This window comes from Bacillus sp. RC242 (assembly GCF_044908245.1).
Classification (GTDB): Bacteria; Bacillota; Bacilli; order Bacillales; family Bacillaceae_G; genus Bacillus_A; species Bacillus_A mycoides.
This window is the reverse complement of the sequence record NZ_JBIYCZ010000001.1, coordinates 156603-179295: the sequence shown is the minus strand read 5'-3', so window position 1 is coordinate 179295 and position 22693 is coordinate 156603. Positions and strand designations below refer to the sequence as shown.

Sequence of the window (22693 nt, the reverse complement as noted above, 5' to 3'; positions counted from 1 at the left end):
GAAAAATCGCATTTTCAAGGTGAGTATGTTTAATAGTTATATTTTAAATACTGCAAAGAGGAAGACAATTCCATTGAAATGGATAAATGGTGTATAATGCAGAGTGGCTATAGTGAAGAATAAAAGGTTGTCTTAAAGGTAGCATAATGGAAAAAGAAAGAATACTGAATGAGGTGCAAAAATGGAATATCAATATCCACTTGATTACAATTGGTCAAATGAAGAAATGGTAGCAGTTGTAAAGTTTTATGAAGCGATTGAAAAGGTATATGAAAAAGGAGTTTTGAGAGAAGATTTGATGGAATTATATCGTCGTTTTAAAGAGATTGTGCCATCGAAGGCAGCGGAGAAAAAAATTGATAAAGAATTTCAAGAAGTAAGTGGATATTCTATATATCGTACGATTCAAAAAGCAAAGGAAGTAGCAGAAAAAAAGATTGTTAAAATGTAAAAATATTTTGAAAAATAAAATATGAAGTGCTATAATGTGATAACAACTAAAAACGGACAATATAAATTGTCCGTTTTCTACTATCGATTACAAAGTGCATATAAAGGAAGGAGTGGTTGCATCGTAGATTCAATCTTAGCAAGGAATTGTTCGTTGGTCATTGCTGAAAACTCCTCTGGTGATATATGAATACCGACTAATAACTCTGCTTTTTTCACAGTAGCTAAACGTTCAATCATCTTTTGTAAGTCTTCCGTTTCAAGCGTTTTATGTAGTTTTACACCTGGTTTAGTATGGTCAATGGACCAAACGAAGTCATTTGGAATATTTGTTTTTAAATCATTTAAATGTTCTAAGAAGGCGTGAGCCGTCTCCACTTTTTGTGGACACTCATAGATTAAACCAAAGTATATGAAGGCGTGAGTACCCCATAAACCAATTTGAAAGTGTGGTAACATTTTATATCCACGTTTATTTGTTGAAAAAGCAACCCAAGTATCGTTTGGTGGATTGACTTTGCGGCGTGCATGTTTTGCTACATGGTAGAAAAAGTTTTCATCAGTTTGTTGTGATAAATATTCTGCAAATTGTTCCCCTAAAGCTTCTAGCTTAGGATGAATATTCGTTTTAATTGCGCTCATTCGTTCTTCAAGACCATCAACAGTAAAGACTTCAAAATCAGTTGATGTGAATGTTTGTAGTGTCATGATTGTTCCTCCAACTCCTATTTTGTTTTAATTTTAGCATAGCTTGTACTATTCATAAAAAAAACATCACAAAAAAATTTAAATAAAAAAATATAATTTTGTTGCATAGATGATTTATCCAACATAGTATAGTATAAAACAAAAAATCAGAAAATTGAATCAATTCTAGTCCGAGGGCAGACGAATATTGGGAGGAGGCAAAAAAATGAGACAGGTGATTAATGCGTTAAAGAGAACAGATGCTGAAAAGAGAATTCCGGTGCTACGTTTGGAGCTAGATTATGAATTAGCAACTTTATATGATGCGATGATGGATAACGACAAACAGAAAAAAGAAGAGTGCGTACAAAAATTAGAAGTGTTAAGACTTGAAATGATCCGTTTAGAAGCGTAATAATAGTATATGTATAAATAATTAGTTGGTGCGAACCTTATAAAGGGTTCGTTTTTTCTGTGAACAGTATAGATCGGAGTGTTTAAACATGCAAGAAGTATGGAAAGACATCGATACACACGCGAAACAGTGGATTCGAGAAGCTGGAGAACATTTAATGGCGTCACTGAAAAAAACACTTATTATAGAAACAAAGTCAAATGCAGCTGATCTAGTAACAAATATGGATCGAGAAACGGAGCAGTTTTTAATTGGGAAAATTAAAGAAACATTCCCACATCATAATATTTTAGGAGAAGAAGGCTACGGAGATGAGATTACCTCTTCTAATGGGGTTGTTTGGTTAATTGATCCAATTGACGGCACGATGAACTTTGTTCATCAAAAAAGAAATTTCGCAATCTCAATCGGGATTTATGAGAACGGTATCGGAAAGATTGGTCTTATTTATGATCCAGTTCATGACGAACTATATCATGCGGTAAAGGGAGAAGGGGCTTTTTGCAATGATTTAGCTATTCCCATGTTGGAAAAAGGAACGGTAGAGCATGGAGTTATAGCTTTGAATGCGATATGGCTTACTGATAATCCATTGCTTAATATGGAAAAAATGATGATGCTCGTTAAGAAGGCGAGAGGTACGAGGTCATATGGTTGTGCAGCGTTAGAAATGGTATATGTTGCAACCGGAAGATTAGATGCATATGTGACACCGCGCTTATCACCATGGGACTTTGGCGGGGGACAGATTATTGTAGAAGAAGTTGGCGGTAAAGTGACAACGTTCTTGGGAACGCCTCTTTCTATTGTAGAGAAAAGCAGTGTGTTAGTTGCAAAACCAGGAGTATACGAAGAATTATTACCATTTGTATCGCAATAATGAAAAAAAGTAAGAGGCATAAAGAAGCTTCTTACTTTTTAATGTTATTGCGATTTACGCATTTTTCTTTTTGTTACAAAACCGTATCCAACTGTAACAAATGTGCCGATAATGCAAATAATAATGCCGATGGGACTATTTTCAGCAACCATAATTCCGATACCAATTAAGAAGATAACACCGATAATTGCTGTTAATAAAAAGCGATATTGAATGTGTTCCATTTCTTCACCCTCCAATCTTATTTTACTTTCACAAAAGTAAGAATACAACTATATTTTCATTCTTGATTTTATTTTGATTGCCATTGTATCCCCTTCGCTCTTATAATAGAGAAGGATTAAAAAGACATTAGGAGTTGGACATGTTGAAAAAACGACAAGATTTACGAAATATAGCAATTATTGCCCACGTTGACCATGGTAAAACAACACTTGTTGACCAGTTATTACGTCAAGCGGGGACGTTCCGTGCGAATGAACATATTGAAGAACGCGCAATGGACTCAAATGATCTAGAAAGAGAACGTGGTATTACAATTTTAGCGAAGAATACTGCGATTCACTATGAAGATAAAAGAATTAACATTTTAGATACACCTGGTCACGCTGACTTTGGTGGAGAAGTAGAACGTATCATGAAAATGGTTGATGGTGTTCTACTTGTTGTTGATGCATATGAAGGCTGTATGCCACAAACACGATTTGTTTTAAAGAAAGCTCTTGAGCAAAACTTAACTCCAATCGTTGTTGTAAACAAAATTGACCGTGACTTCGCTCGCCCTGATGAAGTAGTTGATGAAGTAGTCGACTTATTCATCGAACTTGGTGCAAACGAAGATCAATTAGAGTTCCCAGTTGTATTTGCATCAGCAATGAACGGAACAGCAAGCTTAGATTCAAATCCAGCAAATCAAGAAGAGAATATGAAATCATTGTTTGACACAATTATTGAACATATTCCAGCACCAATTGATAACAGCGAAGAGCCACTTCAATTCCAAGTAGCACTTCTTGATTACAATGACTATGTTGGTCGTATCGGGGTTGGACGCATATTCCGTGGTACAATGAAAGTAGGACAACAAGTTGCATTAATGAAAGTTGACGGAAGTGTAAAACAATTCCGTGTAACTAAATTATTTGGTTACATTGGATTAAAACGTCAAGAAATTGAAGAAGCAAAAGCTGGAGATTTAGTAGCTGTTTCAGGTATGGAAGACATTAACGTAGGTGAAACGGTATGTCCGGTTGAGCATGAAGAGGCTTTACCATTATTACGTATTGATGAGCCAACACTACAAATGACATTCCTTGTAAATAATAGCCCGTTTGCAGGTCGTGAAGGTAAATTCATTACTTCTCGTAAAATTGAAGAGCGTCTTCGTTCACAATTAGAGACAGATGTAAGTTTACGTGTAGATAATACAGATTCTCCTGATGCATGGATCGTATCTGGACGCGGAGAGTTACATTTATCTATCTTAATTGAAAACATGCGTCGTGAAGGTTATGAACTACAAGTATCTAAGCCAGAAGTAATTATTAAAGATGTTGATGGCGTAAGAAGCGAGCCTGTAGAGCGCGTACAAATCGATGTGCCTGAAGAATACACTGGTTCTATTATGGAATCAATGGGCGCACGTAAAGGTGAAATGTTAGATATGGTGAATAACGGAAATGGTCAAGTTCGCCTTACTTTCATGGTTCCGGCACGTGGTTTAATTGGTTACACAACAGAATTCCTAACATTAACTCGTGGTTACGGTATTTTAAACCATACATTTGATTGCTACCAACCAGTACATGCTGGACAAGTGGGTGGACGTCGCCAAGGTGTTCTAGTTTCACTTGACACAGGAAAAGCATCACAATATGGTATTATGCAAGTTGAAGATCGCGGTGTAATCTTCGTTGAACCAGGTACAGAAGTATATGCTGGTATGATCGTTGGAGAACATACACGTGAGAATGATTTAACAGTTAACGTTGTAAAAATGAAACAACAAACTAACATTCGTTCTGCGACGAAAGATCAAACTTCATCAATGAAAAAACCACGCTTAATGACTTTAGAAGAGTCATTAGAGTACTTAAACGATGATGAGTTCTGTGAAGTAACTCCAGAATCAATTCGTCTACGTAAAAAGATTCTTGATAAGAGTGAGCGCGAAAGAGCTGCTAAGAAAAAGAAATCTGTTGAAGCATAAAATAATAGAACAGCTACCTTTTATAAAGGTAGCTGTTTTTTTGTTTTTTGTTTATTTTTTTAGAATATTTACTCTTTTTTTGTGGACAGTATTTTTTTTGCGAGTTACTCTTGTATTAAGTACATAAAGAGAATTTGTTTCATGAGAAGGGGTGAAAGATAGTGTTAGAAAGAATGTCATTTTTCGCGAAACTTTGTAAAGTTGATGAAAATCCAGAGTTAGGGATGTGGTTGCTTTATGGAACAATAATTTTATTAAGTGCACTTGTATATAATTTAGGATTTGCAAGGAAGCTATCGGTACTAAAAAATATAGTGATATATATTTCTTTAGCAATTGGATGCACGGTATTAACTTTTTTTGCAGTTTTTTTACCCGTTGGAGAGGGGCTCGTTGTAGCGGCAATTGTACTTGGAATTTATAGACTGCGTTTACGTCAAGCTAAACAACAAAAAACAGGGTGAAAAAAGGAGGGGCTTTCATGCGCTCAGTACAAGATGCATTATATAATTGGTTAACAATTAAAACGGTTGCGGAAGCACGTCCAGATGATAGAGCTGCACAAGAAACGTATGTATTATTTCAAAATATGATATATGAAGAGCATAAATTACGAAATGTAGAAGTTGAAAAGAACGAGGAAATGTATTTGATTACATATGAAATTGATGGAGAAATAAGGTGTGCAAGATTTCCGGTAGAAGCCATTGATTGTTTTTTGGATCAGATGAATCGTGAACCAGAAAAATACAAATAAGTCCTTATCTATATGATTAAGGACTTATTTCCGGTTTACCAATCGTCTTCTACTTTTTTATCACGATATAATCGGAAATTACCACTCGCATGGCGTTCCGTAGTACGCTCTGCAATTCGTTCCGTACATTCCATGCACATATATGTATGAATAGGGCGATTACGCAGTTTTTTTGCCATAGGATTTTCGTCATCTAACATATCTTTTTTATCACAAATCATACATTTGACTCTCATTTCGTCACCTCAATACGAATTCTATCAGTATAAGTATATCATGGAAGTATAATGTTTTTGAATAATAGCGGGAAAAAATAATATTTTCGCAATTCGAAAAATAGGTTATGATAAGGATATATAAATAATATTTGGAGGTGGAAATATGGCGAATGTAGTTGAGCCTACATTGACAGGTGATTTAGTACAATCTTTGCGTAAAGAGTGTATCGTTATGATAGCAACAACAGATTTCGAAAAACAAATTCCTAACGTAAGTGCTATTTCTTGGGTATATGCAGTGAGTGAAACTAGTATTCGATTTGCGGTAGATCAACGCTCACGTATTGTGGGGAATATACGGCATAGTGCAGGGGTTGTATTGACTATAATGGCGAATGAATCCGTATTTTCCATAAGTGGTGAAAGTGAAATTTTAACAGATAGAATGGAAGGGATTCCTCTAAAATTAACGGTAGTAGAAGTGAATGTACAAGAAGTTCGTGATGTTATGTTTTATGGTGCGAAACTTGCTACTGAACCAACATATGAAAAAACATATGATCTTCGAGCTGCTAAAAAGCTTGATAACCAAGTATTAGTAGGAATGAAAGAATTATAAAGAAGATGAATAGGAACATCGTTCATAAACTTTTACAAGTGAGTATTGTGATTTAATGTGAAAAATTATAATAAAAAGTAATATATTGAATAGAAATGAATAAAAAATAAAGAAAAGGTTTAATTTCTATGAATTTCGATTCTACCTCGTTTTTACGGTACATATAATTATAACAATGGTTCGTCCATATTTTATGGATGAAACCCTTGTTCTACAAATTTAAAAGTGGAGTCAGGGGGTAACAGGTTGGATAAAATTTATGTGTTAGATACGAATGTACTTTTGCAGGATCCTTTATCTATTTTTTCATTTGCAACAAATGAAGTAGTGATTCCAGCAGTTGTATTAGAAGAGGTTGATTCGAAAAAACGTTATATGGATGAAGTAGGACGAAATGCTCGCTATGTATCTAAGTTAATCGACAAATTTCGCGAAATAGGAAAGCTGCATGAAAGTATTCCGTTAGAAAACGGCGGTACATTTCGTATTGAATTAAATCATCGCTCATTTGTTCAACTGCAAGATATTTTTGTAGAAAAAACAAATGATAATCGAATTTTAGCGGTAGCGAAAAACCTCTCTTTAGAAGAACAAGAAAAAGAGGACGGGAAATCAGTTATCTTAGTAAGTAAAGATGTACTCGTAAGGGTAAAAGCTGATGCAATCGGATTACAGGCCGAAGATTATTTAAGTGACCGAGTAATCGAAGTGGAAAATATATATTCAGGATTTTTAGAAGGGTATATATCAAAAGAACAGTTAGATTATTTTTATGAAAAAGGTGAACTACCTTTATCTGAAATCGCAAATCATCCTTTTTATCCAAATCAGTTTGTTGTAATGAAAGATGCACTAGGGGGTTCTAGTTCTGCACTTGGGATTGTGGATCATTTAGGTAAGAAGGTAAAAAAACTTATTTTTCACAATGAACAAGTGTGGGGGATACGCCCACGAAACGTGCAGCAAATTATGGGATTAGAATTGCTACTTCGGGAAGATATTCCACTTGTAACGTTAACAGGAAAAGCAGGTACAGGAAAAACGTTACTTGCATTAGCTTCGGGACTAATGCAAACGGAAGATTTAGGTTTATATAAAAAACTACTTGTAGCGAGACCAATTGTACCGGTAGGAAAAGATATAGGTTATTTACCAGGAGAGAAAGAGGAAAAATTAAGACCGTGGATGCAGCCGATTTTTGATAATCTAGAGTATTTATTCAACACGAAAAAGCCTGGGGAGCTAGATGCTATTTTAGCTGGGATGGGTTCGATTGAAGTAGAAGCGCTTACCTATATACGCGGGAGAAGTATTCCAGACCAGTTCATTATAATTGACGAGGCACAAAATTTAACGAAGCATGAAGTGAAGACGATATTAACAAGGGTAGGCGAAAAAAGTAAGATTGTATTAATGGGGGATCCTCAGCAAATTGATCATCCGTATTTAGATGAATATAATAACGGTTTAACATATGTCGTAGAGAAGTTTAAAGAACAACGTATTAGTGGTCATGTAAAGTTTGTTAAAGGAGAGCGTTCTAATTTAGCACAACTAGCAGCGGATTTATTATAAAAAGGAGTGAGCTTAAGCTCACTCCTTTTTTGCCTTTTAATTATACAATTTAAATGATTGTAAATTTACGGATGTTACGAATCGGATTTTGTCTATTAGATCCATCATGGAAATATAGATGAACAGGCCCGTCTTCTCGTAATGGTTTACCTTCTTTTGAAAAACCGAGAATAGCTTTATGGGCTGTTTCTAACGGAAGTGTAATTGTATTGTCTGTGGTTTCAATTTCGACATGAGTAGCATCTTCTAAAATTTCAGCATTTTTTAGAAATGGATGAAGTGGTATGCCAAATGTCCCGTTAATAAGCTGTTCTTTTTTATATTTCTTTACACTTTGTTGTATTGGCGGGAAGGCAGCACCATCACGGATTTCGCGATCCCAATGCTCTGAAGTATGTTTTAAGTATGTTTCTAATTCGGATGAGTCTTCTCTAGTTTCATCAAAGTAAGTTGTCAAATCTATTTTTCGATCATCGAAAATCCATACAGTTGGATCGATAGTGATTGGAAAACGAACTTTTCCATTAATAAATAAAATTTCGCTCATTGTTGTTCCCCCATTTGTGTTATACTCCCACTTTTCAGTATAATAGTATTAGGCACTGTTGTCACAAAAAATGTTTCTATTGCAATTTATTAAAACTATCGCTAATATTAATAGATATGAGAGAGTAGGACGGAAACGGAGGGAATCAATTTGGCGTCTGAGACAGTATCAAATCATCAGGAAAAGGCACTAGCCCTTCTACAAGCGGATGCAGAGAAGATTTTAAGACTTATTAAGGTACAAATGGACAATCTTACAATGCCGCAATGTCCATTATATGAAGAAGTTTTAGACACACAAATGTTTGGACTATCCCGCGAGGTCGATTTTGCGGTTCGCCTTGGTCTTATTGGAGAAGAACAAGGGAAAGCAATGTTAGGAGAGCTCGAACGTGAGTTGTCTGCACTTCATGAAGCATTTACAAACAAACAACAATAACGGGTTCAAATAAGGGGGCTCAAACTGAAATAGTTTGGGCTTTTTATTTGTATAATAAAGAAGGAAGAACCTATATACATATGGAATACAACAATAATTAAATTGAAACAGAAAGAGGAAATGAAATGAAAAAAGTATGGAAATCGATGGATTATTCCTTATTACTTCCTCTTGTTATCTTATGTGTGCTGGGAGTTATAATGGTATATAGTTCTAGTTCCATTGTTGCGATTTCGAGGTTTGATAAACCAGCAAATTTCTTTTTTAAAAGACAATTAATGACTTTGGCTGCTGGGACAATCATATTAATAATTATCGCTACTATCCCATATAAAGTGTGGAGGAAACGAATTTTTTTATTGGGGAGTTATGGTATTAGCATTGCATTATTAGCGGCAGCTGCATTTTTCACTAAGACAGTAAACGGCGCAAATGGATGGATATTTGGAATACAGCCTGCAGAATTTGTGAAGATAACTGTTATCCTCGTATTGGCTCATTTTTTTGCGAAAAGGCAAGAAACGAATACGCCTGTTTTGAAAGGATCGGGACCGGTACTTTTTGGTGTTGGTTTAATCATGGTTTTAATTTTAAAGCAAAATGATTTAGGTACCGATTTGTTAATTGCAGGAACAGTAGGAATTATGTTTCTTTGTTCGGGAGTGCGGATTAATTTATGGATTAAACGAATTGTTTTAACTTCTATAGTATGGGTTCCGGCACTATATATTCTCGGTAATTATGCATTAAATCCATATCAAAAGGCACGGTTTTCAGTTTTTCTTGATCCATTTAACGATCCTCAAAATGATGGGTTCCAATTAATAAATTCTTTTATTGGAATTGCTTCAGGAGGGCTAAATGGTCGAGGGTTAGGGAACAGTGTGCAAAAATATGGATACTTACCAGAACCGCAAACAGATTTTATTATGGCAATTATATCTGAGGAGCTTGGTTTTATAGGTGTAGCTGTCATTTTAATCTGTTTGTTACTTATTATTGTTCGAGCATTTAGGATTGCACAAAAGTGCAAAGATCCGTTTGGAAGTTTAATAGCAATTGGAATTGCAAGTTTGTTTGGAGTTCAAACTTTTATAAATGTTGGTGGTATGTCTGGGTTAATACCGCTTACAGGGGTACCATTACCGTTTGTAAGTTATGGTGGTAGTTCTTTATTGGCTAATTTACTTGCAATGGGTATACTGTTAAATATTGCTAGTTATGTAAAACGACAAGAGAAACAACAAAACGAATTGACTAATGAAATAGAACAAGGTGGACCGCATCTTGTTGTTGTAAAATAAAAAACGCATTGAGCTCTAGAGTTCAATGTGTTTTTTATTTTTTTAGGTTTTAAATGTGATACAACATTAATTCTCTTGAAACAAAAAGTATATTACATTTAAGTGAATGTGATATACAATATTGTTGTTAGAAAAGGAAGAGGTATGCTATACTATTTTTGTGAAACAAATTGAACAGAAAACTTATCATTTGTTGAAAAATAAGGTATGATGGATAAAAATAAAGTGAAGCTTTCTAAGTATAATATAATGTAGAAAGTGAAGAACTTCACGCTCTGTAGAGTGTGTATGTATTTTATCTCTAGAGTGGTAGGAAAATAGAGGGGGAAAATCATGACAAAGCTGCAACGTATTCAAAAAGTATTGGTAGCTAACCGTGGAGAGATAGCAATTCGTGTGTTCCGAGCATGTTCAGAACTTGGACTAAACACAGTTGCGATCTATTCTAAAGAGGATAGCGGTTCTTATCATCGCTATAAAGCCGATGAGTCCTATTTAGTTGGGGAAGGGAAAAAGCCAATTGATGCTTATCTAGATATTGAAGGCATTATTGAGATTGCGAAAAGTAATCATGTAGATGCAATCCACCCTGGATATGGTTTCTTGTCAGAAAATATTCAATTTGCAAAACGTTGTGAAGAAGAAGAGATTATCTTTATCGGTCCAAAAAGTAAGCATTTAGACATGTTTGGAGATAAAGTTAAAGCAAGAACACAAGCGCAGCTAGCACAAATTCCAATTATTCCTGGTAGTGATGGTCCAGTAAATTCAATAGAAGAGGTTGAAGAGTTTGCTGAAAAGTATGATTACCCGATTATTATTAAAGCATCCCTTGGTGGCGGCGGTCGCGGTATGCGTATTGTACGTGCTAGTGAAGAATTAAGAGAATCGTATAATCGCGCGAAATCAGAAGCAAAAGCAGCCTTTGGTAATGATGAAGTGTACGTTGAAAAATTCGTTGAAAAACCTAAACATATAGAAGTACAAATTTTAGCAGATGAAGAAGGTAATGTTGTTCATTTGTATGAGCGTGATTGCTCTGTACAACGACGCCATCAAAAAGTAGTTGAAATTGCACCGAGCGTGTCGCTTTCAGATGATTTGCGTCAGCGTATTTGTGATGCTGCAGTAAAGTTAACGAAAAATGTAAATTATTTAAATGCTGGAACGGTAGAATTCCTTGTAAAAGGTGATGAGTTTTACTTCATTGAAGTAAACCCACGTGTTCAAGTTGAACATACGATTACAGAGATGATTACAGGAGTGGATATCGTTCAATCGCAAATTTTAATAGCTGATGGACATGCATTACATAGCAAAATGGTAGGTGTTCCTAAGCAAGAGGAAGTGGTTGTGCATGGATTTGCAATCCAATCTCGTGTAACGACTGAAGACCCACTAAATAATTTCATGCCGGATACAGGGAAAATTATGGCGTACCGATCAGGCGGTGGTTTTGGTGTTCGTCTTGATACAGGTAATAGTTTCCAAGGTGCAGTTATTACACCGTACTACGATTCTTTACTTGTAAAAGTTACTACTTGGGCACTTACTTTTGAACAAGCCGCTGCAAAAATGGAACGTAACTTAAAAGAATTCCGTATTCGTGGTATTAAAACAAATATTCCATTCTTAGAGAATGTAGTAAAACATAGAAACTTCTTATCGGGAGAGTATGATACTTCATTTATTGACGCGTCACCTGAACTATTCTTGTTCCCGAAACGTAAAGACCGCGGAACAAAAATGTTAAATTATATTGGTACAGTAACAGTAAATGGCTTCCCAGGAGTAGGGAAAAAAGAGAAACCAATTTTCCCAGATGCTCGTATACCAAATGTGATACACTCAGAGCCAATGCAAAATGGAACGAAACAAATTTTGGATGAGCGTGGAGCGGATGGATTAGTAAAGTGGGTACAAGATCAAAAGCGTGTACTTTTAACTGATACAACATTCCGTGATGCACATCAGTCATTACTTGCAACTCGTGTTCGTACAAAAGATTTACATCACATTGCAGAGCCGACAGCGAGAATGTTACCAAACTTATTCTCAGCGGAAATGTGGGGCGGTGCAACGTTTGATGTTGCATATCGTTTCTTGAAAGAAGATCCATGGGAACGATTACTAGATCTTCGTGAAAAAATGCCAAACGTTTTATTCCAAATGTTACTTCGCTCTTCAAACGCAGTAGGTTACAAAAACTATCCAGATAATTTAATTCAAAAATTTGTGGAATGTTCTGCTCAAGCTGGAATTGATGTGTTCCGTATTTTTGATAGCTTAAACTGGGTAGAAGGCATGAGAGTTGCAATTGATGCTGTACGAGATACTGGTAAAATTGCAGAAGCGACAATGTGTTACACAGGAGATATTCATGACCCGTTACGTAGTAAATACGATTTAAATTATTATAAAAACTTAGCAAAAGAGTTGGAAGCATCAGGAGCTCACATTTTAGGAATTAAAGATATGGCGGGCTTACTAAAGCCAAACGCAGCATATGATTTAGTTTCAGCATTAAAAGAGACGGTGTCGATTCCAATTCACCTGCACACACACGATACGAGCGGAAATGGTATTTTAACGTATACAAAGGCAATTGAAGCAGGTGTTGATATTGTCGATGTAGCGGTGAGTTCAATGGCTGGTCAAACGTCACAACCAAGTGCGAATACACTATACTATGCGTTGGGTGGAAACGAAAGACAGCCAGATGTTAATATAGACTCATTAGAAAAACTATCTCATTATTGGGAAGATGTACGTAAATACTATGCTCCATTTGAAAGTGGTATGAATGCTCCTCACACAGAGGTATATATGCATGAAATGCCGGGTGGACAGTATAGTAATCTTCAACAACAAGCAAAAGCAGTTGGCTTAGGAGATCGCTTTGATGAAGTTAAAGTGATGTATCGCCGTGTTAATGATATGTTTGGCGATATTGTAAAAGTAACACCATCATCTAAAGTTGTCGGTGATATGGCATTATTTATGGTTCAAAATCACCTAACAGAACAAGATATTTTAGAACGTGGACATGCTATGGACTTCCCAGGATCTGTTGTTGAAATGTTCTCTGGAGATTTAGGACAACCATATGGTGGTTTCCCGAAAGAATTACAAAAAATTATTTTAAAAGGGAAAGAGCCATTAACAGTAAGACCGGGTGAATTATTAGAACCAGTAGATTTCGATGCTTTAAAAGAAGAGTTATTCCACAAACTTGGACGCGAAGTAACAATTTTTGATGTAGTCGCATATGCATTGTATCCAAAAGTATTTATGGACTACGAAAAAGTTGCTGGGATTTATGGAAATGTATCTGTGCTTGATACACCGACATTCTTCTATGGTATGAGACTTGGTGAAGAAATTGATGTGGAAATCGAGCAAGGTAAAACATTGATGGTTAAACTAGTTTCCATTGGGGAGCCACAGCCAGATGGAAATCGTGTGCTTTACCTGGAGTTTAATGGACAACCGCGTGAAATCGTAGTGAAAGATGAAAGCGTGAAATCAACTGTTGCACAGCGTGTGAAGGGGAATCGTGAAAATCCAAATCATATTAGCGCAACGATGCCGGGAACTGTTATTAAAGTAGTTGTAAAAGAAGGCGATGAAGTGAAAAAAGGTGATTCCATGGCAATTACAGAAGCTATGAAAATGGAAACGACGGTTCAAGCGCCATTTAGTGGTAAAGTGAAAAAAGTATATGTAAATGATGGGGATGCAATTCAAACGGGAGATTTACTCATTGAATTAGATCATTAAAATAAAGAAAAAGAGCTGTGCGAAAGCAGCTCTTTTTTGTGTGTAAATAATACCTTGCCGAATTGGCAAGGTATTAAAGTTTTACTTTATTTTGTTTGCTTAGAAGTTGATTCAGTTTCTTTTGCATTGACTGTACTTCTTGTACCTATCATAACTAAATAGCATAGTACAGCAAACAGGCAAGAAATGAAGAGCGAATGTAATAATGCCATTGCTAAACTAGCATTTGTAAATACGACTAAAATCCCTACTATAGCTTGAAGTGTAACAAGGATAAATGAAATAATCCATCCCCAGTATACTACACGCTGCTGCTTGTAATGGCGAATAGCGATAATCATCGCATATAGTATCCAAGCGAAAATTAACATCGCTGCAACTCTATGCCCCATTTGAACCCACTCATGTAGTTGAGTTGGCATAGGTCTATTTTTGCTACATAAAGGGAAGTCTGGACAGGCTAAGGTAGCTCGTTCGTGACGTACTAAAGCTCCTGTGTAGACAACGATATAACTGTAAATTGTTACACCATAAATATGAAATTTCATTTTTTTGTCCATAATAAGTGAACGTGCATCAAATTTCTGATCAATTTCAAAAATAAGACACGTTAACAAGATGACAGAAGCAAATGAAATTAAGGAAATACCGAAATGAATAGCTAATACAGCAGGCATTTGACCCCAAACAACCGCCGCCGCCCCCATTAATGCTTGTGCAACTAAAAATACGAAGGATAAAATTGCTAACGTCTTTGTTTCGCGCACATGTTTATAATATTTCCAGGACAAGATACAAAGAAGAGTAACAAGGATTCCTGCTGATCCAGATGTTAAGCGGTGACTTAGCTCAATAATAGTCTCCATTGATAAATTAGATGGAACAAATTCACCGTTACAAAGAGGCCATGATTTGCCGCATCCTTGGCCTGAACCCGTTTTTGTAACTAAAGCGCCTCCTAGTAAAACTACTAATAAATCGAGACTTGTAATGACTGCTAACCATTTAATAAAGCGTTGCAATCTCTTTCACCATCTTTCTGCTATGAAGTTATTGCGAAATATTTTCATTCCATTATGTATAGAATAAAACGTGCTACAGTCCTATGATATATAAAAAATAATAAAATAGCAAAGAAATGGAGGGCGAGGACAACGTACGTATTATAAAGGAAAAAATGGGATTTAAAATACATATTTTAGGAGGGATTCGGGCTATTTTGAAAAGAAATGGGGAGAATACATGCTAAATATGACAAAATAGTTTATTATAGAAGATAACATCATGTTATGATAAGGATAAATTAGAATAAAGTTTTTTAATGTTCGACACAAAAAGTTCATGTTTTCTTCACAAAATGTTCGGGAAATGTGATTTAATATATTGGAGTATGGGCGTAGATTAGTAGTAGAATGGGTTAACAATATTTCTACTGTAATAATATTGCTATATAGAAGCGGAATATTTCACATGAAATATATGCTTAGAAAGATGATAGGTTTAAGAGGGGGTTAAAGTGATGAACCATGCAACAAGTGAGCTGCATGATGAGTCAGCTGTTTCAATTGTACCGGAAACAACTCGGTTACAAGATTTATCAGCGCTCGTTAAAATGGGGATTGTAAACTCAAATACACTTACTGTATTTACAGGATTTTGGTTGGCTTTACATTTTAATGGATTGAGTGTTATGGACAATCTAGATAAGTTATTTTTCACAATCGTTGGTTCTGCATTAATTATGGCAGGGGTATGTTGTTTAAATAACTACATTGACCGAGATATCGATCCATTAATGGAAAGAACAAAAAACCGTCCAACGGTAACAGGTAAATATAAACCTGGCTTTGCACTTGCATTTGGACTTGTAATTTTACTTCTTGGCTTTGCATTTTTATTACTTACTACACCGATGGCAGTGTTAATCTCATTTATTGGTGCCTTCACATATGTTGTTTTATATACGTTATGGACGAAGAGAAAATATACGTTAAATACTGTTGTAGGTAGTATATCAGGAGCAGTTCCACCTTTAATTGGATGGGCGGCAATTGATCCGTCTTTAAATCATCCAATTGCTTGGATGTTATTTTTAATTATGTTTATTTGGCAAATCCCACATTTCCTCGCATTAGCGATGAAGCGTGTTGATGAATATCGAAATGCAGGAATCCCAATGCTTCCTGTTGTACAGGGATTTGATATTACGAAACGTCAGATTATGATTTGGACAGTATGTTTATTACCACTACCATTTTATATGAGTGGGCTTGGAATAACATTCATGGTAATTGCAACATTGCTTAACATCGGATGGATCGCATTAGGGCTTTATGGCTTCCGTAAGCAAGATGACATCAAATGGTCCGTAAAAATGTTTGTTTATTCCTTGAATTACTTAACAATCTTATTTGTGTCAATGATTGTAGTTACATTCTTCTAAGACAACGACATGATTGGATTTCTTTACGTTGAGATTTACTTTACTTAACTATAAAGTACAATCTAATTCACAAAGAAAGTGGGGGTTGTTTGTATGAAGAAACAGTGGCGACTGCTTTCGTTCGTTTCACTGCTGGCTTTACTGTTAGGGGGATGCGGTAAAGCTTTTCAGTCTACTTTAATTCCGCAAGGGGAAGTAGCAAAAATGCAATATGATTTGCTCTTACTAGCGAGTGCAATCATGGTAGGAGTAGTACTTGTAGTTACTATTATTTTCTTATATGTAATTGTGCGTTTCCGACAAAAAAAGGGTGAGGAAGATTATATTCCAGAGCAAGTTGAAGGAAATCACAAACTAGAAATTATATGGACAGTCATTCCGATTATTCTTTTGTTAATCTTGGCTGTTCCGACTGTTACATATACATTCAAGCTTGCTGATGTAAGTGCGATGGAGAAAAAGAATATTGATAAAGATACTATCGTTGTTGATGTAACAGCGAATCTTTATTGGTGGGAATTTTCTTATAAATCAGAAAAAATAGTAACTTCTCAAGATTTAGTTATCCCCACAGGTAAGAAAGTGTATTTGAATTTGAAGGGTGCCGATATTAAACATTCGTTTTGGGTTCCATCTTTAGCTGGGAAAATGGATACAAATACAGATAATGTAAACAAAATGTGGTTAAAGGCAGATAAATCGGGCACTTATAATGGTTTTTGTACAGAATTTTGTGGCCCATCACATTCTTTAATGCAGTTCAAAGTGAAAGCTCTGGATGAAAGCGAGTACAAAAAGTGGCTTGCTGACATGAAGAAGATTGATGGAAAAAAAGAAGTAGCTTCTACAAAGGCGCAAGAGGGTCAAGAAATATTTAATAAAAGCTGTATTGGTTGTCATGCAGTTGGATCAAATGATAGTAGACCACCTTCTGCTCGTATCGCACCGAACTTAGCAAACTTCGCAGATCGCGATATGGTTGCTGGTATTGCCGAAAATAATGAAGAGAACTTAAAAAAATGGCTCAAAGATCCTGAAAATATGAAACCAGGTAATAAAATGACTGGTAAATATGGCAACTTAACGGATGATCAAATTAATGCATTAAATGCATATTTACAAACGTTAAAGATTGAAAAATAAAGAGGGATCATTTGCGAAGGGGAGGTTGAAAACGTGAGTTCTGTAGCAAAAAAACAGGGGATGGGTGCTGTCATATGGGATTATTTAACGACAGTAGACCATAAAAAGATTGCCATTCTCTATTTAATTGCAGGTGGATTGTTTTTTGTAATAGGTGGAATAGAAGCACTATTTATTCGCCTGCAGTTAGCGATTCCTAACAATGCTTTTCTTGTTGGGGATGCTTATAATCAAGTATTAACGATGCACGGTACAACAATGATTTTCCTCGCAGCTATGCCACTCGTGTTTGCATTTATGAACGCCGCTGTACCACTTCAAATTGGAGCACGTGATGTGGCGTTCCCGTTTTTGAATTCGCTCGGATTTTGGTTATTTTTCTTTGGTGGATTATTTTTAAATTTAAGTTGGTTTTTAGGAGGAGCGCCTGATGCAGGGTGGACATCGTATGCATCTTTAGCTTTAGCCTCTAAAGGACATGGTGTTGATTTTTATGTACTCGGCTTGCAAATATCAGGTATTGGTACATTAATTGGAGGTATTAACTTCCTTGTTACAATTATTAATATGCGCGCGCCAGGGATGACGTACATGCGCATGCCGATGTTTACATGGACAACATTTGTAACATCTTCACTTATTTTATTTGCATTTCCACCATTAACTGTAGGATTAGGACTTTTAATGTTAGATCGTTTATTTGGCACAAGTTTCTTTAATCCAGCACTAGGAGGGAACACGATTATATGGGAGCATTTATTCTGGATCTTCGGTCATCCGGAAGTATACATTCTTATACTCCCAGCTTTCGGAATATTCTCAGAAATCTTCGCCACATTTTCGAAAAAACGATTATTCGGTTATTCCTCTATGGTGTTCGCGACAGTATTGATAGGGTTTTTAGGATTTATGGTATGGGCGCATCATATGTTTACTGTTGGTCTTGGGCCTGTTGCAAATGCTATCTTCTCGGTTGCAACAATGGCGATTGCAGTTCCAACGGGTATTAAAATATTTAACTGGCTCTTTACAATGTGGGGTGGAAGTATTAGGTTTACAACACCAATGATGTGGGCGGTAGCTTTTATTCCATCCTTCGTTATGGGTGGAGTTACAGGTGTTATGCTTGCTTCTGCACCAGCTGATTATCAGTTTCATGATAATTATTTCGTAGTAGCACATTTTCATTATGTAATTGTTGGTGGTGTTGTATTTGGTTTACTTGCAGGTGCGCATTATTATTGGCCACTTATGTTTAATAAAGTATTAAATGAAACGTTAGGAAAGATAACATTTTGGTTATTCTTTATCGGTTTCCATTTAACGTTCTTTATTCAGCATTTCCTAGGTCTAATCGGTATGCCGCGTCGTTACTACACATATCTAGAGGGGCAAGGATTGGAAATGGGGAATATGATTAGTTCTATTGGAGCAGTGTTTATGGCTCTTGGAACGATTGTTCTTTTATTCAATGTAATAAAAACAACGGTATCAAAAGAGAAGGCTGGTCGTGATCCGTGGGATGGACGTACATTAGAGTGGACAATGCCAGCACCTACACCGGAATATAATTTCAAACAGTTACCATTTGTTCGTGGATTAGATCCGTTTTGGATTGAAAAGCGTGAGGGTAATAAAGAGATGACAGCAGCGGAACCGGTCGGTGATATTCATATGCCAAATTCTTCATTTTCACCGTTTATTATTTCTCTAGGTCTATTTATAGCTGCTTTTGGTGCGATGTATATGCAGGGTGGCAAAGATAAATTTTGGTTATTAGTAGCGATTATCGGTTTAATCATTACGTTTGGTACAATGTTCCTTCGTTCAGTAATTGATGATCATGGATATCATATTCATAAGGAAGATTTAGATGATAAGGGGGGCAAGGCGTAATGCATGTAGATGAGAAATTAACGAATGAAACATTTCCAGCAGAGCCTGAAAAAGCAACCCTTGAGGGGAAAAATAAGTTTGTTGGTTTTTGGTTATTTCTTGGAGGCGAAACAGTGTTGTTCGCTTCCTTATTTGGCACATATTTAGCGTTAAAGAACTCTACAAATGGTGGACCAACATCTCAAGAGATGTTTCAAATGCCACTCGTTTTCATTATGACGATGCTTTTGTTAACAAGTAGTTTAACGAGTGTATACGCAATGTATCATATGAAAAATTTTAACTTTAAGAAAATGCAACTTTGGTTACTTATAACAGTGTTGCTTGGCTTAGGATTTTTGGGGTTTGAAATATATGAGTTTTATCATTATACGCATGAATTTAAGCATACTATGAGAAGTAGTGCGTTTGGTTCTGCATTTTATGCTCTTGTTGGTACACACGGGCTCCACGTGTTGTTTGGATTATGTTGGATTTTAACATTAATCTTTAGAAACGCGAAGAGAGGCTTGAATTTATACAACGCACCAAAGTTTTATGTTGCATCAATTTATTGGCACTTTATTGACGTAGTTTGGGTGTTTATTTTCACTGTAGTATATTTGATGGGAATGGTGGGATAAACAATGGCGGTTAAGCAAACGAATAATCCTAAGGTGGATCTTGTTTATCGGAAGAGAAAAAGTGCAGAGGAAATGAAGCACCAAGTTGTTACATTTTCACTAATGATTTTTTTAACATTAGTTGCATTTGCAGCGGTGGCATATCCGAAAACATTTAGCCCGATTTTTTCGGTTCCATTTATATTATTGTTAGCAGTCATTCAAGTTATATTTCAGTTATATTATTTCATGCATATGAGTCATAAAGGGCATGAAGCGGCGAGTTTCTTCTTATACTCTGGATTGTTAATTGGTTTATTAACAATATTAGCCTTTATGACAATTGTGTGGATTTAAACAGTGATAGTAGGGGGCTCTGATTTATCATAGCCCTCTTTGTATATGAAATATAAGGATTTTGAAAAGGTAGGTGTGGAAATGGAAAACTTATGGGTATTTGGTTTTCAAGCTTTATGGAGTCCGATTTTTTTATTATTTATGATCTCGATTCTTATTAGTTATTTTTTAGTTATTGGACCATATAGAACGCGATTTGAAAATGCGACGAAGGTAAGTAAGAAGCAAATTTTTTATTTTACGACCGGGATTGTTCTTTTGTATTTTGTAAAGGGAGGACCTATTGATTTAATTGGTCATATTATATTTAGTGCACATATGCTTGAGATGGCAGTAATGTATATTGCGGTGCCTCCGTTATTACTGCTTGGTATACCCGTATGGTTATATCAATATATTACTTCTTTTAAGTTCGTTCAAATTGTGCTAAAGGTTTTTGGAAAGCCGCTTATTGCGTTGTTGGTATTTAACGGTCTGTTTTCCTTTTATCATTTGCCAGTTGTTTTTGATACAGTAAAACAAAGTCAAATAGCGCATCCTATTTGCCTTGCTATATTGTTTTTTGCAGCAATGATGATGTGGTGGCCGATGTTAAATCCGCTACCAGAATATCAAACTTTAAGTGATATTAAGAAGCTTGGTTATATGTTTGCTAATGGTATTTTATTAACGCCAGCTTGTGCGTTAATAATTTTTGCGACTGCACCATTATTTGCAACATATACAGATCCGGCCGCTTGGATGAAGGCAATGGAGCTCTGTGTACCGGCGGGGACTTTATCAGATTTAAATATAACTGGACCAGAATTTTTACATTGGATGCCGGTAGTAGAAGACCAACAAACAGGCGGTATCATTATGAAAATTGTCCAGGAAATAGTGTACGGTACGATTATCGGTTATGTGTTCTTTAAATGGGCACGTAGAGAGCGTGAAAAGGATAAAGAGCAGTTGCAACAATTGCCGCCGTATTTACAGACTAAGTAAAAAAGTGTATGGGATTCCATACACTTTTTTCTTCTTTGGTTTTAGCTAATTGTAAAAGATTGAATTTTCAAACTTTTTATGTTAAGTTAGTGTAGGCATGTACTAAAGTGGATATAAAACTTACTACTAGCTTTAATGCGTAATAATTCCATATGTAGTGCAAATTTTTTAGAGAATTACAAATTTATCCCGCATTAAGGGGCAGTAAGACTCCCACCTCGAAATTTGGCGACTGCGAGGGAGTTAGGCGGGAGATCAACTGCCCGTAAAAGCCCGATTGGTGTAGGCTAATAATCAGTGGGGGATGGACAAAACCCCCACTGATTAAAGTTTCACTTTATATTGTTATCTTTAATAAACATGAACTATTTTAAGGGGGAATTTAGATGGGTAGTAGTGGAAGCATGGTAAAGCCGATTAGTGGTTTTTTAACAGCGTTAATTCAATATCCAGTACCGGTAGTAGAGTCGCGTGCAGACATTGATAAACAAATTAAACAGATCATAAAAACAATTCATTCAACGAAATCAGGTTATCCTGGATTAGAATTGATAGTATTTCCCGAATATAGTACACAGGGGCTCAATACAAAAAAATGGACTACAGAAGAGTTTTTATGTACAGTTCCTGGACCAGAAACAGACTTATTTGCTGAGGCATGTAAAGAATCTGAAGTATATGGTGTTTTTTCTATAATGGAAAGAAATCCTGATGGTGGAGAACCGTATAATACAGCAATTATTATTGATCCACAGGGTGAAATGATTTTGAAGTATCGTAAGTTAAATCCTTGGGTGCCAGTCGAGCCTTGGAAAGCTGGAGATTTAGGCTTACCTGTTTGTGATGGACCTGGAGGAAGTAAATTAGCTGTTTGTATTTGTCATGATGGCATGTTCCCTGAAGTAGCCCGTGAAGCGGCCTATAAAGGTGCAAATGTCTTGATTCGTATTTCCGGATATAGCACACAAGTTAGTGAACAATGGATGTTAACTAATCGTTCAAATGCATGGCAAAATTTAATGTATACATTGTCAGTGAACTTAGCGGGTTATGATGGTGTATTTTATTACTTTGGTGAAGGACAAGTATGTAATTTTGATGGGACTACTTTAGTGCAGGGACACCGAAACCCTTGGGAGATTGTTACTGCCGAAGTATATCCAGAGCTAGCAGATCAGGCTAGATTAGGATGGGGTCTCGAAAATAATATATATAATTTAGGTTCAAGGGGATATGTAGCGACTCCTGGTGGGGTGAAAGAAAACCCGTATACGTTTGTAAAAGATTTAGCTGAAGGTAAATATAAGGTTCCTTGGGAAGATGAGATTAAAGTAAAAGATGGATCCATTTATGGGTATCCAGTCAAAAAGACGATTCATTCTTAGG

23 protein-coding genes are annotated in these 22693 nt (G+C 36.0%); 18 read left to right on the top strand and 5 right to left on the bottom strand.

The features are described from left to right. The first annotated feature begins 181 nt into the window (after positions 1-181). A complete protein-coding gene (locus ABH957_RS00910) occupies positions 182-451 on the top strand; it encodes a UPF0223 family protein (RefSeq protein ID WP_002066915.1) in 270 nt (89 codons plus the stop codon). Between the two features lie 80 nt (positions 452-531). Here the strand turns inward: ABH957_RS00910 and ABH957_RS00905 are convergent, their stop codons facing one another. After that, complete coding sequence (locus ABH957_RS00905; protein ID WP_002014864.1) at positions 532-1158, bottom strand: YktB family protein; 627 nt, start codon at positions 1156-1158, stop codon at positions 532-534. Between the two features lie 205 nt (positions 1159-1363). On the opposite strand from ABH957_RS00905, the gene ABH957_RS00900 reads away from it, so the two are divergent. Both ABH957_RS00900 and ABH957_RS00895 read left to right on the top strand, forming a co-directional pair. Next, complete coding sequence (locus ABH957_RS00900) at positions 1364-1552, top strand: hypothetical protein (RefSeq protein ID WP_002121995.1); 189 nt, start codon at positions 1364-1366, stop codon at positions 1550-1552. Between the two features lie 88 nt (positions 1553-1640). Then, the gene (locus tag ABH957_RS00895; protein ID WP_002138115.1) at positions 1641-2432 is read left to right on the top strand and encodes an inositol monophosphatase family protein; all 792 of its coding nucleotides are present in this window, start codon (positions 1641-1643) and stop codon (positions 2430-2432) included. 44 nt (positions 2433-2476) lie between these two features. Here the strand turns inward: ABH957_RS00895 and ABH957_RS00890 are convergent, their stop codons facing one another. Beyond that, positions 2477-2656, bottom strand: coding sequence for a DUF5325 family protein (locus ABH957_RS00890; protein WP_000400129.1), 180 nt, complete (start codon positions 2654-2656; stop codon positions 2477-2479). Positions 2657-2796: 140 nt separating this feature from the next. On the opposite strand from ABH957_RS00890, the gene typA reads away from it, so the two are divergent. From typA to ABH957_RS00875, 3 genes are all read left to right on the top strand, one after another. Next, positions 2797-4641: a translational GTPase TypA gene (typA, locus tag ABH957_RS00885; RefSeq protein WP_002066916.1), complete on the top strand. Its 1845-nt coding sequence runs from the start codon at positions 2797-2799 to the stop codon at positions 4639-4641. Between the two features lie 161 nt (positions 4642-4802). After that, the gene (locus ABH957_RS00880) at positions 4803-5105 is read left to right on the top strand and encodes a YlaH-like family protein (RefSeq protein ID WP_002014795.1); all 303 of its coding nucleotides are present in this window, start codon (positions 4803-4805) and stop codon (positions 5103-5105) included. Positions 5106-5122: 17 nt separating this feature from the next. Then, positions 5123-5398, top strand: coding sequence for a hypothetical protein (locus ABH957_RS00875; RefSeq protein ID WP_002014793.1), 276 nt, complete (start codon positions 5123-5125; stop codon positions 5396-5398). Positions 5399-5433: 35 nt separating this feature from the next. On the opposite strand, the gene ABH957_RS00870 is transcribed toward ABH957_RS00875, so the two are convergent. Continuing rightward, positions 5434-5634 carry a YlaI family protein gene (locus ABH957_RS00870; RefSeq protein ID WP_002088318.1) on the bottom strand — a complete coding sequence of 67 codons (201 nt, stop codon included), beginning with the start codon at positions 5632-5634 and terminating at the stop codon, positions 5434-5436. 145 nt (positions 5635-5779) lie between these two features. Here ABH957_RS00870 and ABH957_RS00865 point away from each other — a divergent pair, with 145 nt between their 5' ends. Both ABH957_RS00865 and ABH957_RS00860 read left to right on the top strand, forming a co-directional pair. Further along, the gene (locus ABH957_RS00865) at positions 5780-6235 is read left to right on the top strand and encodes a PNPOx family protein (RefSeq protein ID WP_002014791.1); all 456 of its coding nucleotides are present in this window, start codon (positions 5780-5782) and stop codon (positions 6233-6235) included. A gap of 246 nt (positions 6236-6481) precedes the next feature. Beyond that, positions 6482-7810, top strand: a complete 1329-nt coding sequence (locus ABH957_RS00860; RefSeq protein ID WP_002088317.1) for a PhoH family protein — start codon at positions 6482-6484, stop codon at positions 7808-7810. 49 nt (positions 7811-7859) lie between these two features. Here ABH957_RS00860 and ABH957_RS00855 read toward each other — a convergent pair whose 3' ends face one another. Next, positions 7860-8357, bottom strand: a complete 498-nt coding sequence (locus ABH957_RS00855) for a molybdopterin-binding protein (RefSeq protein ID WP_002088315.1) — start codon at positions 8355-8357, stop codon at positions 7860-7862. 150 nt (positions 8358-8507) lie between these two features. Here ABH957_RS00855 and ABH957_RS00850 point away from each other — a divergent pair, with 150 nt between their 5' ends. The 3 genes from ABH957_RS00850 to pyc all read left to right on the top strand — a co-directional run bounded on the left by ABH957_RS00850 (position 8508) and on the right by pyc (position 13879). Then, positions 8508-8795, top strand: coding sequence for an Fpa/YlaN family protein (locus tag ABH957_RS00850; RefSeq protein ID WP_002088314.1), 288 nt, complete (start codon positions 8508-8510; stop codon positions 8793-8795). A 125-nt stretch (positions 8796-8920) separates the two neighbouring features. After that, positions 8921-10099, top strand: coding sequence for an FtsW/RodA/SpoVE family cell cycle protein (locus ABH957_RS00845; protein ID WP_113937187.1), 1179 nt, complete (start codon positions 8921-8923; stop codon positions 10097-10099). A 333-nt stretch (positions 10100-10432) separates the two neighbouring features. Continuing rightward, positions 10433-13879 (top strand): pyruvate carboxylase, encoded by a 3447-nt coding sequence (gene pyc / locus ABH957_RS00840; RefSeq protein WP_113937188.1) that lies wholly within the window; start codon positions 10433-10435, stop codon positions 13877-13879. Between the two features lie 86 nt (positions 13880-13965). Here pyc and ctaA read toward each other — a convergent pair whose 3' ends face one another. Next, the gene (gene ctaA, locus ABH957_RS00835; RefSeq protein WP_002014781.1) at positions 13966-14901 is read right to left on the bottom strand and encodes a heme A synthase; all 936 of its coding nucleotides are present in this window, start codon (positions 14899-14901) and stop codon (positions 13966-13968) included. 497 nt (positions 14902-15398) lie between these two features. Between ctaA and cyoE the strand changes: the two genes are divergently transcribed. The 7 genes from cyoE to ABH957_RS00800 all read left to right on the top strand — a co-directional run bounded on the left by cyoE (position 15399) and on the right by ABH957_RS00800 (position 22692). Next, positions 15399-16322, top strand: a complete 924-nt coding sequence (cyoE, locus tag ABH957_RS00830; RefSeq protein ID WP_002066903.1) for a heme o synthase — start codon at positions 15399-15401, stop codon at positions 16320-16322. Positions 16323-16415: 93 nt separating this feature from the next. Continuing rightward, the gene (gene coxB, locus ABH957_RS00825; protein WP_002088304.1) at positions 16416-17465 is read left to right on the top strand and encodes a cytochrome c oxidase subunit II; all 1050 of its coding nucleotides are present in this window, start codon (positions 16416-16418) and stop codon (positions 17463-17465) included. Between the two features lie 60 nt (positions 17466-17525). After that, positions 17526-19361 (top strand): cytochrome c oxidase subunit I, encoded by a 1836-nt coding sequence (gene ctaD / locus ABH957_RS00820; RefSeq protein ID WP_181777920.1) that lies wholly within the window; start codon positions 17526-17528, stop codon positions 19359-19361. Continuing rightward, positions 19361-19984, top strand: a complete 624-nt coding sequence (ctaE, locus tag ABH957_RS00815) for a cytochrome c oxidase subunit III (protein WP_002121963.1) — start codon at positions 19361-19363, stop codon at positions 19982-19984. Before ctaD ends, ctaE begins: the two co-directional genes overlap by 1 nt. Positions 19985-19987: 3 nt before the next feature. Beyond that, positions 19988-20320, top strand: a complete 333-nt coding sequence (gene ctaF / locus ABH957_RS00810; protein ID WP_002014776.1) for a cytochrome c oxidase subunit IVB — start codon at positions 19988-19990, stop codon at positions 20318-20320. A gap of 81 nt (positions 20321-20401) precedes the next feature. Beyond that, a complete protein-coding gene (gene ctaG, locus ABH957_RS00805) occupies positions 20402-21307 on the top strand; it encodes a cytochrome c oxidase assembly factor CtaG (RefSeq protein WP_002146015.1) in 906 nt (301 codons plus the stop codon). Positions 21308-21693: 386 nt separating this feature from the next. Next, positions 21694-22692 carry a formamidase gene (locus ABH957_RS00800; protein WP_000535796.1) on the top strand — a complete coding sequence of 333 codons (999 nt, stop codon included), beginning with the start codon at positions 21694-21696 and terminating at the stop codon, positions 22690-22692. The last annotated feature ends 1 nt before the right edge of the window (position 22693 follow it).

Coding starts and splice junctions, on each gene's coding strand:
- ABH957_RS00910 (WP_002066915.1), top strand. CDS start 182: ATGGAATATCAATATCCACTTGATTACAATTGGTCAAATGAAGAAATG.
- ABH957_RS00905 (WP_002014864.1), bottom strand. CDS start 1,158: ATGACACTACAAACATTCACATCAACTGATTTTGAAGTCTTTACTGTT.
- ABH957_RS00900 (WP_002121995.1), top strand. CDS start 1,364: ATGAGACAGGTGATTAATGCGTTAAAGAGAACAGATGCTGAAAAGAGA.
- ABH957_RS00895 (WP_002138115.1), top strand. CDS start 1,641: ATGCAAGAAGTATGGAAAGACATCGATACACACGCGAAACAGTGGATT.
- ABH957_RS00890 (WP_000400129.1), bottom strand. CDS start 2,656: ATGGAACACATTCAATATCGCTTTTTATTAACAGCAATTATCGGTGTT.
- typA (WP_002066916.1), top strand. CDS start 2,797: ATGTTGAAAAAACGACAAGATTTACGAAATATAGCAATTATTGCCCAC.
- ABH957_RS00875 (WP_002014793.1), top strand. CDS start 5,123: ATGCGCTCAGTACAAGATGCATTATATAATTGGTTAACAATTAAAACG.
- ABH957_RS00870 (WP_002088318.1), bottom strand. CDS start 5,634: ATGAGAGTCAAATGTATGATTTGTGATAAAAAAGATATGTTAGATGAC.
- ABH957_RS00865 (WP_002014791.1), top strand. CDS start 5,780: ATGGCGAATGTAGTTGAGCCTACATTGACAGGTGATTTAGTACAATCT.
- ABH957_RS00855 (WP_002088315.1), bottom strand. CDS start 8,357: ATGAGCGAAATTTTATTTATTAATGGAAAAGTTCGTTTTCCAATCACT.
- ABH957_RS00845 (WP_113937187.1), top strand. CDS start 8,921: ATGAAAAAAGTATGGAAATCGATGGATTATTCCTTATTACTTCCTCTT.
- pyc (WP_113937188.1), top strand. CDS start 10,433: ATGACAAAGCTGCAACGTATTCAAAAAGTATTGGTAGCTAACCGTGGA.
- cyoE (WP_002066903.1), top strand. CDS start 15,399: ATGAACCATGCAACAAGTGAGCTGCATGATGAGTCAGCTGTTTCAATT.
- coxB (WP_002088304.1), top strand. CDS start 16,416: ATGAAGAAACAGTGGCGACTGCTTTCGTTCGTTTCACTGCTGGCTTTA.
- ctaD (WP_181777920.1), top strand. CDS start 17,526: ATGGGTGCTGTCATATGGGATTATTTAACGACAGTAGACCATAAAAAG.
- ctaE (WP_002121963.1), top strand. CDS start 19,361: ATGCATGTAGATGAGAAATTAACGAATGAAACATTTCCAGCAGAGCCT.
- ctaF (WP_002014776.1), top strand. CDS start 19,988: ATGGCGGTTAAGCAAACGAATAATCCTAAGGTGGATCTTGTTTATCGG.
- ctaG (WP_002146015.1), top strand. CDS start 20,402: ATGGAAAACTTATGGGTATTTGGTTTTCAAGCTTTATGGAGTCCGATT.
- ABH957_RS00800 (WP_000535796.1), top strand. CDS start 21,694: ATGGGTAGTAGTGGAAGCATGGTAAAGCCGATTAGTGGTTTTTTAACA.